Here is a 16,203-nt window from a genome sequence, read left to right on the forward strand (position 1 = left end):
GCGCACGCGGACGTGCGTGAACTCCGGGTGGTCAGCCGGTGGGACGGGTGGCAACTACAGTGTGTTGTCTGATCAGGTGATCGTTCGAGATCGAAGGGATGTGTTGTGACACGGGCCTCGACGCGGGTCGACCGACGTTCCCTTCGACCACGCGTGGCCCGGTTGCTCGGCGTGCTCCTGACGCTCGCGGTCGTGGTCACCGGCTGTGTGAACAACGAGGAACGCGAGCGCGCCAACCAGGTGACCCCGATCAACGTCGACGTGGCGAAGGTACCGGCGATCGCCGCGCTGGTTCCGCCGGAGATCGCTCGCACCGGTCGGCTCGTCGTCGGCGTCAACGTGCCATACCAGCCCAACGAGTTCAAAGGGCCGGACGGCAGGATCATCGGATACGACGTCGACCTCATGAACGCCGTCGGCAAGGTCCTCGGCCTGACGCCGGTGTACAAGGAATCGCAGTTCGACACGATCATCCCGTCGGTGCAGGCGGGGACGTACCAGCTGGGCATGTCGTCGTTCACCGACACGCTCGAGCGGGAGAAGCAGGTCGACTTCGTGACCTACTACAGCGCCGGCGTGCAGTGGGCACAGGCCGCCGACGCCGACGAGGCCATCGACCCGTCGAACGCGTGCGGCAAGCGGGTCGCGGTGCAGACCACCACCTACGAGGACACCGACGAGATCCCGGCCAAGAGCGCCGAATGCGTGGCCAGAGGTCTCCGGCCGATCGACAAGGTGAAATTCGACAGCCAGGACGAGGCGGTCAACGCGCTGATCCTCGGCCGGGTCGACGCGATGTCGGCGGATTCGCCGGTCACCGCCTATGCGATCAAACGCACCAACGGAAAGCTGAAGGCCGCCGGTGAACTGTTCGACTCGGCGCCTTACGGATGGCCGGTTCGGAAGGGTTCCGGCTTGGGGCCCGCGCTGCAGAAGGCCGTGCAATATCTGATGGACAACGGACAGTACGACGAGATCGCGGCCAACTGGGGCCTGCAGGAGGGCATGATCGATGTCTCCGTCATCAACGGAGCGGTGAGCTGAGATGACCTCACCGCAGACCGACACCACCACCACGACCGGCGAGCCCGAACCGATCAAGGCGGTACCGCTTCGCCGACCGGGGCAGTGGATCGCCGCCGTCATCATCCTCGTGCTGGCGGCGCTGTTCGTCTACGGGGCCGCCACCAACAAGGCCTACGCCTGGGGCACCTACGGCCGCTACCTGTTCGACGAACGCGTGCTGTCCGGCGTCGGGTACACGCTCGCACTTACGGTGCTGGCGATGACGATCGCGATCGTCCTCGGTGTCGCCCTCGCCATCATGCGGCTCTCGCCGAATCCCGTCCTGCGCGGCACCGCCTGGGTGTACCTGTGGATCTTCCGCGGCACACCGGTGTACGTGCAGCTCGTCTTCTGGGGTCTGTTCCCGGCGATCTACAAGCAGATCGACGTCGGCATCCCCTTCGTTCACCAGTTCGCGTCCTTCGACATCCAGACCCTCAACGCCGCATTCCTGTTCGCGGTCATCGGCCTCGGTCTCAACGAAGCCGCGTACATGGCCGAGATCGTGCGCGCGGGCGTCTCGTCGGTCGGCGAGGGACAGTCCGAGGCGTCGATCGCATTGGGCATGTCGTGGGCGCAGACGATGCGCCGGACCGTGCTGCCGCAGGCCATGCGGGTGATCATCCCGCCCACCGGCAACGAGTTGATCTCCATGCTCAAGACCACGAGCCTCGTGGCAGCGGTACCGCTGACCCTCGACCTCTATGGACGGGTGCGTGACATCTCCGGCGTCAACTTCGAACCGATCCCGCTGCTGCTCGTCGCCTCGACCTGGTACCTCGTCGTCACCAGCATCCTGATGGTCGGCCAGTACTACGTGGAGCGCCACTACTCGCGGGGCGCCACCCGCGCGCTGACCGCACGACAGCTGAAGGCGATGGCCGACGGGCAGGCGGCTGCGGCCGACGACGTCGCGGGCGGACCGGGAGCAGGCCGCACGACCGGGGGAGAGAACGCATGAGTTCCGCCGAGACACCGATGGTCCTCGCCGACCGGGTGTGCAAGAGCTTCGGATCGGTCCAGGTCCTCAAGGGCATCTCACTCGAGGTCGCCCGGGGCGAGGTGACGTGTCTGATCGGTCCGTCCGGCTCGGGCAAGTCGACGTTCCTGCGGTGCGTCAACCATCTCGACGTGGTCAACGCCGGCCGGCTCTACGTCGACGGTGACCTCATCGGCTACCGGGAGCGCAACGGCAAGCTCTACGAGATGAGCGCCAAAGCTGCTGCAGCCCAACGCCGCGACATCGGCATGGTGTTCCAGCACTTCAATCTCTTCCCGCACCGGACAGCCCTCGAGAACATCATCGAGGCGCCGATCCAGGTGAAGAAGCAGCAACGGGCCGAGGCCATCGAACGGGCCGAGTACCTGCTCGAGCGGGTCGGTCTGTCGGATCGTGCCGACGCCTATCCGGCGCAGTTGTCCGGCGGTCAGCAGCAGCGCGTCGCCATCGCCCGGGCCCTGGCGATGGAACCCAAGCTCATGCTCTTCGACGAGCCGACCTCGGCACTCGACCCCGAACTCGTGGGCGACGTCCTCAAGGTGATGCGCGAACTCGCCGCGTCGGGAATGACCATGGTGGTCGTGACCCACGAGATGGGATTCGCGCGCGAGGTCGCCGACCAACTGGTCTTCATGGACGGCGGCGTCGTCGTGGAGAAGGGTGACCCGCGCGAACTTCTCGCCAATCCGCAGGAGGGGCGGACGCGGGAGTTCCTGTCGAAGCTGCTCTGAGGCCGGGACCCCGGCTCGTCATGCAGGTTTGTGGCTACAGAGGATCGCGGTGCCGGGGAAATAGCGTCCGCGAAATGGGCTCCACTGCCCCCATTCGCGATCGTGATCGTCAGGCCACTCGGGTTCGATGATGTCGTCGAGGATGAATCCGGCCGCCCGGAGCTCGCGCACCCGGTCGCCGATGGTCCGGTGGTGCTCGACGTAGGTGATCTGACCACTCGGGTCGGTTTCGGTGTACGGCGTCCGGTTGAAGTACGGGATGTGCACGGTCAGCCCCTCGGGCCCCGGGTCGTCGAGGAACATCCACCGCATCGGATGGTTGACCGCGAAAACCCAACGGCCGCCGGGCTTCAGGACGCGGGCGACCTCGGCCATGACGCCGGCGGAGTCGGCGACGAAGGGGATCGCGCCGAAGGCCGAGCAGGCGGTGTCGAATGACTCGTCGGCGAACGGAAGCGTTTCGGCGGTCGCCTGGATCAGCGGCACGGGCACCTCGTCGGCGTCCATGGCGTCGAGTCCGATCCCGAGCATGCGACGGGACAGGTCGACACCGACGGCGTGCGCGCCGTGCGCCGCCAGCCAGCGGGCGCATGGTGCTGAGCCGCAGCCGATCTCGAGGATCGTGCGGCCCTGGATCGCGCCGAGAAGGCCGGCCTCGGACTCGCGGACACCTTCGGGACACCACACGAAGTCGCCGCCCCCGGTGTAGGTGCCGAGGAAGGCGCCGTGCTCGTCGTGGTAATTCTCCGCGTCGTGGTCCCACCACCAGCGGCTGGCCCGGTCACTTGTCGCGGAGTCGACGTCGCCCAGGACGCGTGGAGGTCGTACGGAGGTCTCCTGTTCGGTGGTCTCCGAGTTCTCGCGGTCGTCGTCCTTCGTGGGCATCCTGCGATGATAGGTCCCCGTCCGGTTCGGCCCGGCGGCGGCAGAGCCGGTCGAGCGGACGGGGGACCCGATCGCCACGGACGCGTGCGCGGTGTCACCGGGTGCCGGGGACCGGTTCGTCGGATGTGAGGTCGGAACGGGCCGGTTCGGTCGCGTTCGGCGACTGCGGTGCGTGGCGGATGGCGATCATCATGGCCACGCCGACCGCTGCCGTGAAGACGCCGACGGCGAGGTACTGCCACGACCGGAAGGGGCCCGGCAGAAATGCGACTGTCGCGATCCACCAGGCGAAAGTCATCGTCGTGAAGCACTGCCACATCAACAGGGTTTGACCGCGGAATGATCTGCGGCGCAGTGTCATCGACGGGCCGAACAGTGCATATGACATGAGAGTCAGCGCCGAACTCGCGAGGTAGAGCGGGTCGTCGAACAGGAGTCGCAGATACTCCCACGCGAGGATGGAACCGGTCGTCGCCGCGATGATCAGCAGAGTGAACTGGAAAGGGGACCACGCCGGTGCCAGTTCTCGACGGCCGTACCGGATGAGCTGGGCGAAGAACACGAACTCCAGGAGCGCGGCGCTCAGCAGGCCGAGCCAGAACAGCTGGAGGAACCAGTGGTCATAGGTGAAGAACCAGTCACGGAAGCGGACGACATAGGCGATGTCGTGGGCAAACCAGAAGAGGGTGCAGGCCAGCGGTATCGAGTAGCTCGAGTCGCGGCGGGCGACCCGTGCTGCCTCGATCAGCCACACCGTCTGGCAGAGCATCGCCACGCCCAGCCCCACCAGCAGTCCGACAGCGTTGGCGTCGATCGCCTCGAGAAGTCGATCTGGTGTATAGGTCACGCGTCTCCTACCGTCCGGCGCCGGCCCAAAACCCGGCACCCAAAAATAGTCGCATGACAAATTATTTATCGTCAAGGCATGTGTTGGGCCTAGGGCAGTCGGGCGGGTCGAGTGACGTCCGGGTCACGGGATGAGTTCGTAGAACCGGAAGAAGCCGAAACCCGCGATCGGCAACACCTCGACGCTCTGTAAGCCGGCCTGCTCGGCGTAGGACCGGAGGGTGGCGGGTCGCATCACTGTGCCGGTGGCCACCGAGGGCGGCGAACTCATCGAATCCGGTAGGCAGACGAAGAGTGAGAACCCGTACAAGGCGCGGGCCAGGGCGATGGTCGAATGACCCGCGCCGAAGCCGATGTCGGCGATCTTCGCGTCCGGTCGCGACAGTCGCTGATGGAGGTGGGTGACCCCGCCGAGAGCGGGCCCGAGTTCGGTGTCGAACCACGGCTTGTTGAGTGCGGCCTGGCATTCACGCGCGTCCGCTCCGAGTTGTTCCCAGCTGACACCGCCTCCGGTGCGATAAGCATCGAGCAGTTCGGGCAGCCGGCCGAACGAGGCGGCGAACATCCGGGGCAGCGCGCCCAGATAGGAACGGCTCGAGGTGTCGGTGAGGACCTCGGCGACGCCGGGGGAGATGGCGAATGTCGTTGGGGTGCGGGACAGGTCGGCAGCGAGGATGCCGAAGGCCGCCTGCATCTCCAACCATTCGCGTGCGTACCGTGCGTCGGTGGTGGTCCGGGCGGCGAGATCGGCTGCGGTGAGTGGTCCATGATCGGCGAGGCACTGATACCAGCCGAGGCGCTCCCCGAGGTAGACGCTCATGGTCTCCGCGGTGGCCAGCGTGGAGTCGAGGAATCGCTCGGCGAATTCATCGGCACTCGGCGCCGTCGGTGCGTTGGTCGTGCGGTGCGGACTCTGTTCGGGCGGCTCGGTGCCCTCGGGTGTGATCGACATGATCGAACGATGGCAGCGTTGGCTCTCGAGCCGGTCACGGTGCGGTTTCGACTCGGTCCGCAGGTCCTCTCCGCCTCAGCACGCCCGCCCGGCCACCACGTGTTCGGTTCGGGCGTCGGGGTCCCAGCGCCGCAATGCGGTGAACGTGCAGATCCGGTCGGGTTTGCCCAGCGACTCGAGTGTGCCCAGTGCTTCGCCGACCTGTGTGAACGACAGGCGTCGGGCGAGGGTGATGTGCGGGGTCCAGGCGCCTGGGTCCACATGAGCGAAGGTGCTCGGTGTCGGGCCGTCGTCCTCCACGTCCTCGTCGCGGTGGGCGGTGTGCTCGCGAACCGTCCGTGCGACCTGGGCATGCAGCGACAGCAACTCGGTGCTCGGGACGACGAGCAGCGCGAGCGTATGGCGCGACCCATGGCCGAACACGATGGGCGCACCGATGATGCAGTTCAGTGGGAGACGCTGGGCGGCGGGGCCGAGGGCGACGTCGGCGGCCGTCGCGATGTGGCGGGCCGCCAGCAGGGTGACGTGTGGACGGTTGGTGTCCGAACGGATGCGCTGGGCGCTGGGCAGGCCGGCGTCGGCGAGCGCAGCCCAGCGGTGCCGGAACCAGTGGTCGGTATCGTCGTCGGGTAACAACTCGATCGAATGTGCCACGGATGTAGTGAACCAGAGCTCTCCCGCTGTACCGGGTGATCCAGCTCGCGATCGTGCACCAGGAAAAGGCGGGCGGGCACCGACTGTGCACTGTGTCCGGACGGCACGTGTCCTCGGTTCCCGGTGGCCCGGAGTGGACGTCCCACCGGTGGTCTCACGGCCATTTGCCCAGCACAACGCCGCTGGAGTAGGCTTGACGAACGCGCGTGTGCTCGGTGACGCGCGACAGGCACGCGCCCCGATCGAAATGCTTCTGATCAGGGGTTTCATGCCGTGAAATACCTCAAGAACCGTACCTACTACACACCTGTCCGGAGCAACTCAACATATGTCGTCCCCCACGATCACCTCGCCGCAAGTAGCCATCAATGACATTGGCACTGCCGAGGACTTTCTCGCCGCCATCGACTCCACGATCAAGTACTTCAACGATGGCGACATCGTCGAAGGCACGATCGTCAAGGTCGATCGGGACGAGGTTCTGCTCGACATCGGTTACAAGACCGAAGGCGTCATCCCTTCTCGCGAACTGTCGATCAAGCACGATGTTGACCCCAACGAGGTCGTCAACGTCGGTGACGAGGTCGAGGCCCTGGTCCTCACCAAGGAGGACAAAGAAGGTCGTCTGATCCTCTCCAAGAAGCGTGCGCAGTACGAGCGGGCTTGGGGCACCATCGAGGAGCTCAAGGAGAAGGACGAGGCCGTCAAGGGCACCGTCATCGAGGTCGTCAAGGGCGGCCTGATCCTGGACATCGGCCTGCGCGGCTTCCTCCCGGCATCGCTCGTGGAGATGCGTCGCGTCCGCGATCTGCAGCCGTACATCGGCAAGGAGATCGAGGCCAAGATCATCGAGCTCGACAAGAACCGCAACAACGTGGTCCTGTCGCGTCGTGCATGGCTCGAGCAGACCCAGTCCGAGGTCCGCAGCGAGTTCCTGCACCAGCTCCAGAAGGGCCAGGTCCGCAAGGGCGTCGTGTCCTCGATCGTCAACTTCGGTGCGTTCGTCGATCTCGGCGGCGTCGACGGTCTGGTCCACGTCTCCGAGCTGTCCTGGAAGCACATCGATCACCCGTCCGAGGTCGTCGCCGTGGGCGACGAGGTCACCGTCGAGGTCCTCGACGTCGACCTGGACCGCGAGCGTGTTTCGCTGTCGCTCAAGGCCACTCAGGAAGACCCGTGGCGTCAGTTCGCCCGCACCCACGCTATCGGCCAGATCGTTCCGGGCAAGGTCACCAAGCTGGTGCCGTTCGGTGCGTTCGTCCGCGTCGACGAGGGCATCGAGGGTCTCGTCCACATCTCCGAGCTGGCCGAGCGCCACGTCGAGGTGCCGGATCAGGTTGTCGCCGTCAACGACGATGCAATGGTCAAGGTCATCGACATCGACCTCGAGCGTCGTCGTATCTCGCTGAGCCTCAAGCAGGCCAACGAGGACTACACCGAGGAGTTCGACCCCTCGAAGTACGGCATGGCCGACAGCTACGACGAGCAGGGCAACTACATCTTCCCCGAGGGCTTCGACGCCGAGACCAACGAATGGCTCGAAGGCTACGAGAAGCAGCGTGAGGCATGGGAGGCCCGGTACGCCGAGGCCGAGCGTCGCCACAAGATGCACACCGCCCAGATGGAGAAGTTCGCTGCTGCCGCAGCCGAGGCTGCCAACGCCCCGACCGACTACTCGTCGGCTTCGGAGAGCCGCGGTGGCGCGTCGAGCAGCACCAGCGGTTCGTCCGCCGGCGGCTCGCTGGCCAGCGACGAGCAGCTCGCCGCCCTGCGCGAGAAGCTGTCGGGCAACGCCTGACACCTCTGCTCACTGAGCACACGAAAGCCCTCCCGGGATTCCCGGGAGGGCTTTTCGTATGTCCGAGTTCAATCGTCGTGCTCGGATGCCGTCGTGATCTCGTAGTAGTCGGCGACGTCGAAGGCGGTCAGCGACACCCACCGGGATCCTGGCGAGCAGGTGCCGGAGTCCGTCGGCGAGTCGTCGGTCGCTGCCCGGAAGTCCCGTAGCTCCAGTGCCAGTGACGGTTGCCGATCGACCGCAGCCGCCACCGCGTAGAGCCCGGCCAGAATGTGCAGGCATCGGTCACCGCGTGCCCGGCATGAACAGTCTGTGACGTCGAGGACCGCAGGCGACCACGCACCCGACTCCTTCAGCCGACGGTGGACCTCGTCGGACGGTTCGGCCGACGAGCCCAGCAGGTCGCGGAGCACGACGGCTGTCGTGGAGGTCATCGCCGAGAACTCCAGGTGTGCGACCGATGCCTCGCCACCGCGCTGGACCAGTCCCTCCACGTGCCGACCGTCGACGGTCAGGGTGACACCCCCGTTGCGGGCGATGCTGCGGGCCCGCGGTGCCAACGGGTTCGGGGTCCGGGTCGAGAGCGGTTCGGCGAGCCGGACGATCTCGGCGCCCCACGCGGTGAATCCGAATTCGGCTGGAGTCGTGGTCATTCCGCCTCCCGGATTGCCGGGTCCAGACTTCGGTTGCGCCGGAGGACGGTGATGAGGCGTTCGTCGCTGAGCGCGGTGAGTTCTGCGAGAGCCGAGGACTCGTCGGGATGTGCGCTGAGCGCCGCCTTACGCCGGTGGAGGTTGTCGATGTGTTCCTCCAGCGTCGTGGCGGTCGTCAGCGTGGTGACGGTGACCGGTCGCTCCTGCCCGATCCGATGGACACGATCCGGTGCGGGAAGACGGACGGGGCGACCACCCGAAGGATCGCCCACAACTCGTCGAGACTGTTCTCGATCGGCGTGCCGGTCAGGGCGATCCGCGCCTGCGCATCGACGCGGCGTGCCGCGCCGGTGTACACGGTGAGTCCGGGTGCGAATCGGGTGATCTCATGCGCCCAGTTGGTGACCAGGCTCGTCGGGCACACGACGAGTTGCGGTCCGGTCTCGACGCGGAGCGACAGGAGGCCCACGGCCTGAACCGTCTTGCCCAGTCCCATCTCGTCGGCGAGTACCGCTCCGCCTTCGGATTCGGCGGTGGATGCCAGCCACGCGACACCCCGGACCTGGTAGGGCCGTAGCTGCGCACGGAGGCGATCGCGGAGGAGTTGATCGGTGGTGAGGCATGCGCGCATCGCCGTCCGAGCGAAATCTGCGGTGGTCATCGCCGTGCCGGTCGGATCGACCTCGGCATGGGCGGCGAGCGGGAGAGGAGTCTCGTCCTCGCCCCGAAGGAGTTGCTGCCAGACCTGTACCGAAGGCGCATCGGATGCCTGGGTGGCAAGGGCGTCGACGTCGACGAGGTCGCACGACACGTCGCGGACCACGAGGCAACGCCCGGCCGGGACCGCGAGACGGCACGTGTCCGAGCGTGTCCCGGAGTCGTGGGACGACCAGATCGCGAACTGGTGCAGGTCGGGGAGGTAGGTGGCCTGTGTGGTCAGCGGAACTCCTCACTTGGTACGGTGTACGGAATTATTCTCCGTACACCGTACGGGAAAGGAGTACACATGTCGACTGCCGAAGACGCGCGGACCCTTGTGCGCTTGCTGTGGCGCGGACGTGCCGAGCCCGAAGCGCCGAGGCGCGGTCCGCGACAACGGGTCACCGTCGACGAGATGGTCGTCAAGGCGATCGCGCTCGCCGACGATCGAGGATTGAACGCGCTCTCGATGCGGGCGCTAGCGGCTGAACTCGGTGTCGGCCCGATGACTCTCTACACCTACGTGCCCACGCGAGATGTCCTCGTTGCTCTCATGGTGGACCATGTTGCCGGCGACTCGCCGATGCCGAGCCCGGCGACGACGGTTCGGGAATCCCTCGCCTCGGTCGCACGCGTGCTGCGAGCGGAGTACCTGGCACATCCCTGGTTGCTCGACGCCAACCCGTGGCGCCAGGTTCTCGGGCCCCACCGTCTCACCCGCTACGAGCGGCAACTCGAAGTCCTCGAATCCCTGGACATCTCCGACCTCGATCGCGACCACATTCTCGCCCTCCTGGTGGCCTTCGTGACCGGCAACGCCCGGGAAGCGCTGGCCGCCGGCGCCGCGGCGACCGTCAGCGGCATGACCGACGCCCAGTGGTGGGAGGTGGTCGCTCCCGAACTCGACGCGGTGATCCCGGACGGCAGGTTTCCCCTCTCGGGGCGCGTGGGAACTGCGGCCGGCGAACGTCATCAGGCTCCGGGCGCTCCCGACGAAGTGTTCGACTTCGGCCTCGTCTGCCTGCTCGATGGTTTGCGGCCACTCATCGGCGACGACTGAGGTTCTCTCGCACGGATGGTGGCAACCATGCGTTGTTGACAATCATTTTCATTAGAATGTGCACTGTCCGAGTGCTATCACCACGGACAACCCTGACCCGTTCTCTCGCGCTGCTCGCCGCAGCCTCCTTCGCACTCGTCGCATGCGGGGATTCCGACCCCGGGGAGGCGGCGCGCCCCGCGGATTCGTCGACGCCACCCGCGGAACGGCACAGTGCGACACCGCGTCTCAGCCTCAGTTACGACGGCGGAATCCTCGTCCTCGACGCGACCACGCTCGAACAGGTCGCCGACCTGCCGGTCGACGGATTCGTCCGTCTCAACAGCGCGGGCAACGGGCGGCATGTCCTGGTCTCCGAAACCGGCGGCTTCCGGGTCCTCGACGCCGGAACCTGGACCAAGGCGCACGGCGACCACGGGCATCATTACACCGCCGAGCCTTCTCTCACCGAGATGCGCTTCGGCGGAGCAGAACCCGGTCACGTCGTGGTCCACGACTCGCGCATCAGCCTATTCAGCGACGGCACCGGGCAGGTCGACATCGTCGAACCGGCCGAACTACTGCGCGGCAACCCGGTCGCCACCACGTTCACGGTTCCGCAACCCCACCACGGGGTCGCGGTGTTCCGCGGCGACGGATCGGTCGTCGTCACGCGCGGAGACGACGAATCGCGCAGCGGCATCGCAATTCTGGACAAGGAGCGGACCGAGATCGCCCGCAACGACGAATGTCCCGGCGTTCACGGCGAGGCCGCCGCGTCCGCCGGCCGCCTCACCTTCGGCTGTGAGGACGGCATCTTGATCGTCGACGGCAACAACATCCGCAAGGTGACCAGTCCGGACCCCTACGGCCGCATCGGGAACCAGGCCGGTGACCACGGATCGCCGATCGTGCTGGGGGACTACAAGAGTGACCGGGACGCCGAACTCGAACGGCCGACCCGATTCTCGCTCACCGACACCCGTACCGGCGAGCTCCGACTGGTCGATCTCGGCACCTCGTACAGCTTCCGGTCGCTGGAACGCGGCCCCGGGGGGTCTGCGGTGATTCTCGGAACCGACGGCGCGCTGCACGTCTTCGACGTGGAATCCGGGACCCGCACGGCTCGAATCCCGGCGATCGGGGAGTGGAGCGAACCGGACGAATGGCAGTCGCCGATGCCGAATCTCGTCGTGCAGGACGGTGTCGCCTATGTGAGTGAACCGGCGTCGAAGAAGATCATCGCGATCAACCTGGAGGCGGGGGCGAAGGTCGCCGAGGCGGGCCTGCCGCACGAGACCGTCGAACTCGCCGCGGTCACCGGTTGACGCGGTCACCGGTTGACGCGGTCACCGGTTGACCCGACGCGACACACTGGTGCAGCCGGTATGCGCGAGGCGTCGGTGGGTTTGCCAGACTGGTGACGTGATCAGGCTTGGGCTGACCGGCGGCATCGGCGCCGGCAAATCGACCGTGGCAAAGACCTTCGTCGAACGAGGCGCGTACATCATCGACGCGGACAAGATCGCCCGCGAGGTGGTCGAACCCGGGTCGGACGGTCTCGCCGCGCTCGTCGAGGCCTTCGGCCCCGACATCCTGTCCGCCGACGGCAGCCTCAACCGCCCTGCCCTCGCGGCCAAGGCGTTCCTCGACGACGAATCGCGGAAGACGCTCAACGGGATCACCCACCCGCTGATCGGCGCACGCACCCAGGAGTTGCTCGAAGCGGCACCCGACGACGCGATCGTCGTCCAGGACATCCCGCTGCTGGTGGAGAACCACACAGCGCCCTTCTTCCATCTCGTGGTGATCGTGTTCGCGGACGCCGACGTCCGACTGCATCGCCTCACCACGATGCGCGGCGTCGACGAAGCCGATGCGCGAGCGCGAATCGCGGCTCAGGCCACCGACGAGCAGCGGCGCGCGGTCGCGGATGTCTGGCTCGACAATTCCGGATCGGCCGACGATCTCGCGGCCGCCGCCGCGCGGGTCTGGGATGACCGGCTCGTACCGTTCGAGGCCAACGTCCGTGCACGCCGGGTCGCCGAGCCGGTCCCCGCACTCGTTGCGGCCGAACCCAATCCGGACGGCCCGGCGCCGCGGCTGGTCAACCGGCTGTGGGCGATCGCGGGCGAGCGGGCGACCGCCGTCGAGATCACCGATGCGGCGAAGGCCGAGCTGCGCATCACCGCCCGCGACGGCGCCGCATCGGCCGAACTCGCCGACCTCCTCGCGGTCGGTGGGTTCGCTCCGGCCGGGCCCGGCGTCCACGGCTCCTGCGATCCCGGGCGGCCCGCAACCGTGCGGATCGAGACCGCCTGAGGCGCTCGCCCGAACTGACTACGAATGTTTCCTGAATCGGCCACATCGTGGGCCCGGCGCTGTTAGCTTTGCGACACGCACCGATTCCGGTGCGGATCAACCAGCTGTCACGGCGCTGTGAGGAGCACACATGTGGGGTCAGGGTAGTCCGAATCGGGTGCGTACCGTCGTCGGCGGCATCGCTGTCGGTGCGGCCGTCACGGCCGCCGTCGTGACCGCGGCGCCGGCTGACGCCGCCCTGCAGGCAATCGCCGTCGACACCCTGCCCGGCTACGGTTCGTCGGCCAACGGCTCATCGAACTACGGTCTCTACGGTGCCGGTTGTTCCTACAAGCTGTCGGTGATCGTCGGCGACCCCGAGTCGGCGAAGTCGACGCTGAAGATCACCTCCACGCGAGCCGGGCGGACGGTGACGATCTACAACGCCAGGCCCTCGACCGTCGAGGTCAAGCCGACCTGGCGGCCCGCCGCGCCCGGACGTCACGTGCTCACCGCGACCCTCGACGGCGTGGTCAGGTCGCGGACCGTCGACGTCGGCACCGGAGTGCACCGCAGTTCATCCGGAACGGGGCATGCTTCGTGCTCCCGACCTACTGAGATCCCCTACCTACTGGGATCCCCGAGGTACCGGGACCCCCGACCCGACTGGGTCTACCGGCCGTAGCCGGGCCGGTGGTCCCGGAAGAACACCACGCCGCCGGCGGTGTCGTCGAGCCACGCCTGCACATCGTTGCCGTGCGCGGCCGCCCCGACAAGCGCGCGGGTCGCGATCTCGACCGCCTCCACGCACCGGGTGTTGTCGAGCAATCCGCACCGGTGTGCCTCGAAGATCTCGTCGACGTCGATGAGCTCCAGCGGTGAGCCCGGCACGTCGACGAGGTCGAGGTACCAGTCCTCGGCGTACCAGCGGCCGCGTTCGTCGGGTCCGACGAACCGCCCGATGTCGAGGTACAGACGCTGATCCGCCCGATAACCACCTTGATAGTGAAAGATGTTGGCGCGCAACCCCAGTCCGGGGAGCAGCCACGACTCGAGGTGGTCGAACCGCGGGTGACCGGGCGCGGGGCGCGACATGTAGAGGCCGTAATCGGTGACGCGGTACTCCTCGACCTCGCGGACGAATCCCTTGTTGTCGGTGTTCGTCATGGCGGGCACATCGAACACCTCCCGCTTGGGCGGGTGCAGCGAATGGGTTGCGGCGGCCGGCGCGGCGGTGGTCGGACCGCTGTTGCTCGTCATGCCCCGAATGTAGTGGCGGCCGCCGCCGAACTCAGCCCGAAAACCGGAGTTGTTCCCGGTCTGCGTCCCGCGTCGGACCCGGGGGCCGCGACCGCGCGGGAACACTCCTGTCGTACGGCGCGTTTACCCTGGCACTATGGCTTTTGCAGCAGAACGTCCGGTGCTCGCGCACTCCGAGTTCCGTCCGATCGGCGAGATCGAGCGCACCGAAGCCCGTTTCGAGGTGGTCAGCGAGTACGAGCCCGCAGGTGACCAGCCCGCCGCCATCAAGGATTTGACCGCCCGGATCCAGGCCGGGGAGAAGGACATCGTGCTCCTCGGTGCCACGGGTACCGGCAAGTCGGCCACCACCGCGTGGCTCATCGAGCAGGTCCAACGCCCCACCCTGGTGATGGCACCCAACAAGACACTCGCCGCGCAGCTCGCGAACGAGCTCCGCGAGATGCTGCCCAACAACGCGGTTGAGTACTTCGTGTCGTACTACGACTACTACCAACCCGAGGCGTACATCGCGCAGACCGACACCTACATCGAGAAGGACTCGTCGATCAACGACGAGGTCGAACGACTCCGCCACTCGGCGACGTCGAGCCTGCTCTCGCGTCGTGATGTCGTGGTGGTCGCCTCGGTGTCGTGCATCTACGGCCTGGGCACCCCGCAGTCCTACCTCGACCGCTCGGTCGAGCTCGAGGTGGGCCAGGAGATCGACCGCGACGCCCTGCTGCGGCTTCTCGTCGACGTGCAGTACACCCGTAACGACACGGCGTTCACCCGGGGCAGCTTCCGTGTCCGTGGCGACACCGTCGAGATCATCCCGTCCTACGAGGAACTCGCGGTGCGCATCGAGTTCTTCGGCGACGAGGTCGAGTCGCTCTACTATCTGCATCCGCTCACCGGTGACGTCGTCCGCCAGGTCGACACGTTGCGCATCTTCCCGGCCACCCACTACGTCGCGGGTCCGGAGCGGATGGAGCGGGCGATGGCCTCGATCGAGCAGGAACTCGAGGAACGGCTCGCCGAGCTCGAGGCGAAGGGCAAGTTGCTCGAGGCCCAGCGCCTACGGATGAGGACGACCTATGACCTCGAGATGATGCGCCAGGTCGGGTTCTGCTCGGGTATCGAGAACTACTCCCGCCACATCGACGGTCGCTCGGCGGGAAGCGCGCCCGCGACCCTGATCGACTACTTCCCGGACGACTTCCTCATGGTCATCGACGAGTCGCACGTGACCGTGCCGCAGATCGGCGGCATGTACGAGGGCGACATGTCCCGCAAGCGCAATCTCGTCGAGTACGGCTTCCGTCTACCGTCGGCCGTCGACAACCGCCCGCTGACCTGGGACGAGTTCGTCGACCGCATCGGTCAGACCGTGTATCTGTCGGCGACGCCGGGACCATACGAACTCGGTCAGTCGAACGGCGAGTTCGTCGAGCAGGTGATCCGCCCGACCGGTCTGGTGGACCCGCAGGTCGTGGTCAAGCCGACCAAGGGGCAGATCGACGATCTGGTCCACGAGATCCGGCAGCGCACCGAGCGCGACGAACGCGTCCTTGTCACCACGCTCACCAAGAAAATGGCCGAGGACCTCACCGACTATCTGCTGGAACTGGGAATCCGCGTGCGGTACCTGCATTCGGAGGTCGACACCCTGCGTCGTGTCGAGTTGCTTCGGCAGCTCCGGTCGGGTGACTACGACGTCCTCGTCGGCATCAACCTCCTCCGCGAGGGGCTCGACCTCCCGGAGGTGTCGCTGGTCGCGATCCTCGACGCCGACAAAGAAGGGTTCCTGCGGAGCACCACCTCGCTGATCCAGACCATCGGCCGTGCGGCCCGCAACGTGTCGGGCGAGGTGCACATGTACGCCGACAAGATCACCGACTCGATGCGCAATGCCATCGACGAGACCGAGCGTCGCCGCGAGAAGCAGATCGCCTACAACAAGGAGCGCGGTCTCGACCCGAAGCCGTTGCGCAAGAAGATCGCCGACATCCTCGACCAGGTGTACCGCGAAGCCGAGGACGAGGCGGTCGCGGTCGGCGGTTCGGGCCGCAACGCCAGCCGTGGCCGCCGGGCGCAGGGCGAGGTGTCGAAGGCCGGCAGTGCGGGCGTGATCGAGAAGCGGGACGTGTCGACGATGCCGCGCGCCGAACTCGCCGACCTGGTGTCGCAGCTGACCGATCAGATGATGAGCGCCGCCCGCGACCTGCAGTTCGAGCTGGCGGGCCGGCTGCGCGACGAGATCGCCGACCTGAAGAAGGAACTGCGGGGAATGGACGCGGCAGGCATCAAGTAGGGCGGTGACCTGCGAAGTCCCCGGGAC

The 16,203-nt window shown here is 66.8% G+C and carries 16 protein-coding genes; 9 read left to right on the forward strand and 7 right to left on the reverse strand.

Annotated features, from left to right (window positions below; genetic code table 11):
- Positions 1 to 105 precede the first annotated feature (105 nt).
- From IHQ52_RS13030 to IHQ52_RS13040, 3 genes are read left to right on the forward strand one after another with little or no spacing between them, the layout of a single operon-like run.
- Positions 106 to 1,044 carry an ABC transporter substrate-binding protein gene (locus IHQ52_RS13030; RefSeq protein ID WP_238063549.1) on the forward strand — a complete coding sequence of 313 codons (939 nt, stop codon included), beginning with the start codon at positions 106 to 108 and terminating at the stop codon, positions 1,042 to 1,044.
- Between the two features lies 1 nt (position 1,045).
- Positions 1,046 to 2,026, forward strand: coding sequence for an amino acid ABC transporter permease (locus IHQ52_RS13035; protein WP_024498727.1), 981 nt, complete (start codon positions 1,046 to 1,048; stop codon positions 2,024 to 2,026).
- Positions 2,023 to 2,796, forward strand: coding sequence for an amino acid ABC transporter ATP-binding protein (locus IHQ52_RS13040; RefSeq protein WP_006437329.1), 774 nt, complete (start codon positions 2,023 to 2,025; stop codon positions 2,794 to 2,796). The genes IHQ52_RS13035 and IHQ52_RS13040 overlap by 4 nt, the downstream gene beginning before the upstream one ends.
- An 18-nt stretch (positions 2,797 to 2,814) precedes the next feature.
- Here the strand turns inward: IHQ52_RS13040 and IHQ52_RS13045 are convergent, their stop codons facing one another.
- From IHQ52_RS13045 to IHQ52_RS13060, 4 genes are all read right to left on the reverse strand, one after another.
- Positions 2,815 to 3,681, reverse strand: coding sequence for a class I SAM-dependent methyltransferase (locus tag IHQ52_RS13045; protein WP_024498726.1), 867 nt, complete (start codon positions 3,679 to 3,681; stop codon positions 2,815 to 2,817).
- A 94-nt stretch (positions 3,682 to 3,775) separates the two neighbouring features.
- Complete coding sequence (locus IHQ52_RS13050) at positions 3,776 to 4,528, reverse strand: hypothetical protein (protein ID WP_024498725.1); 753 nt, start codon at positions 4,526 to 4,528, stop codon at positions 3,776 to 3,778.
- 123 nt (positions 4,529 to 4,651) lie between these two features.
- On the reverse strand, positions 4,652 to 5,479 hold the full coding sequence (locus IHQ52_RS13055; protein ID WP_024498724.1) for a hypothetical protein: 828 nt from the start codon (positions 5,477 to 5,479) through the stop codon (positions 4,652 to 4,654).
- 75 nt (positions 5,480 to 5,554) lie between these two features.
- Positions 5,555 to 6,133 carry a 2'-5' RNA ligase family protein gene (locus IHQ52_RS13060; RefSeq protein ID WP_024498723.1) on the reverse strand — a complete coding sequence of 193 codons (579 nt, stop codon included), beginning with the start codon at positions 6,131 to 6,133 and terminating at the stop codon, positions 5,555 to 5,557.
- A 328-nt stretch (positions 6,134 to 6,461) separates the two neighbouring features.
- Between IHQ52_RS13060 and rpsA the strand changes: the two genes are divergently transcribed.
- Entirely contained in the window at positions 6,462 to 7,931 is a 1,470-nt protein-coding gene (gene rpsA, locus IHQ52_RS13065; RefSeq protein ID WP_024498722.1) for a 30S ribosomal protein S1, read from the forward strand.
- A gap of 68 nt (positions 7,932 to 7,999) precedes the next feature.
- Here the strand turns inward: rpsA and IHQ52_RS13070 are convergent, their stop codons facing one another.
- Both IHQ52_RS13070 and IHQ52_RS13075 read right to left on the reverse strand, forming a co-directional pair.
- Complete coding sequence (locus IHQ52_RS13070) at positions 8,000 to 8,584, reverse strand: SWIM zinc finger family protein (RefSeq protein WP_024498721.1); 585 nt, start codon at positions 8,582 to 8,584, stop codon at positions 8,000 to 8,002.
- 175 nt (positions 8,585 to 8,759) lie between these two features.
- Positions 8,760 to 9,407 carry an SNF2-related protein gene (locus IHQ52_RS13075; protein WP_024498720.1) on the reverse strand — a complete coding sequence of 216 codons (648 nt, stop codon included), beginning with the start codon at positions 9,405 to 9,407 and terminating at the stop codon, positions 8,760 to 8,762.
- 183 nt (positions 9,408 to 9,590) lie between these two features.
- Between IHQ52_RS13075 and IHQ52_RS13080 the strand changes: the two genes are divergently transcribed.
- The 4 genes from IHQ52_RS13080 to IHQ52_RS13095 all read left to right on the forward strand — a co-directional run bounded on the left by IHQ52_RS13080 (position 9,591) and on the right by IHQ52_RS13095 (position 13,308).
- Complete coding sequence (locus tag IHQ52_RS13080; protein ID WP_006437337.1) at positions 9,591 to 10,343, forward strand: TetR/AcrR family transcriptional regulator; 753 nt, start codon at positions 9,591 to 9,593, stop codon at positions 10,341 to 10,343.
- A 71-nt stretch (positions 10,344 to 10,414) separates the two neighbouring features.
- Positions 10,415 to 11,650, forward strand: coding sequence for a zinc metallochaperone AztD (gene aztD / locus IHQ52_RS13085; RefSeq protein ID WP_096274964.1), 1,236 nt, complete (start codon positions 10,415 to 10,417; stop codon positions 11,648 to 11,650).
- Positions 11,651 to 11,747: 97 nt separating this feature from the next.
- Positions 11,748 to 12,644 (forward strand): dephospho-CoA kinase, encoded by an 897-nt coding sequence (gene coaE / locus IHQ52_RS13090; protein WP_006437339.1) that lies wholly within the window; start codon positions 11,748 to 11,750, stop codon positions 12,642 to 12,644.
- 130 nt (positions 12,645 to 12,774) lie between these two features.
- On the forward strand, positions 12,775 to 13,308 hold the full coding sequence (locus tag IHQ52_RS13095) for a hypothetical protein (protein ID WP_232512993.1): 534 nt from the start codon (positions 12,775 to 12,777) through the stop codon (positions 13,306 to 13,308).
- Here the strand turns inward: IHQ52_RS13095 and IHQ52_RS13100 are convergent.
- Entirely contained in the window at positions 13,296 to 13,883 is a 588-nt protein-coding gene (locus IHQ52_RS13100) for a ribonuclease FAU-1 family protein (protein ID WP_040004870.1), read from the reverse strand. The genes IHQ52_RS13095 and IHQ52_RS13100 overlap by 13 nt on opposite strands.
- A gap of 136 nt (positions 13,884 to 14,019) precedes the next feature.
- On the opposite strand from IHQ52_RS13100, the gene uvrB reads away from it, so the two are divergent.
- Complete coding sequence (gene uvrB, locus IHQ52_RS13105; protein ID WP_096274067.1) at positions 14,020 to 16,176, forward strand: excinuclease ABC subunit UvrB; 2,157 nt, start codon at positions 14,020 to 14,022, stop codon at positions 16,174 to 16,176.
- Positions 16,177 to 16,203: the final 27 nt, after the last annotated feature.

The organism is Gordonia amicalis (assembly GCF_022059885.1).
Taxonomy (GTDB): Bacteria; Actinomycetota; Actinomycetes; order Mycobacteriales; family Mycobacteriaceae; genus Gordonia; species Gordonia amicalis.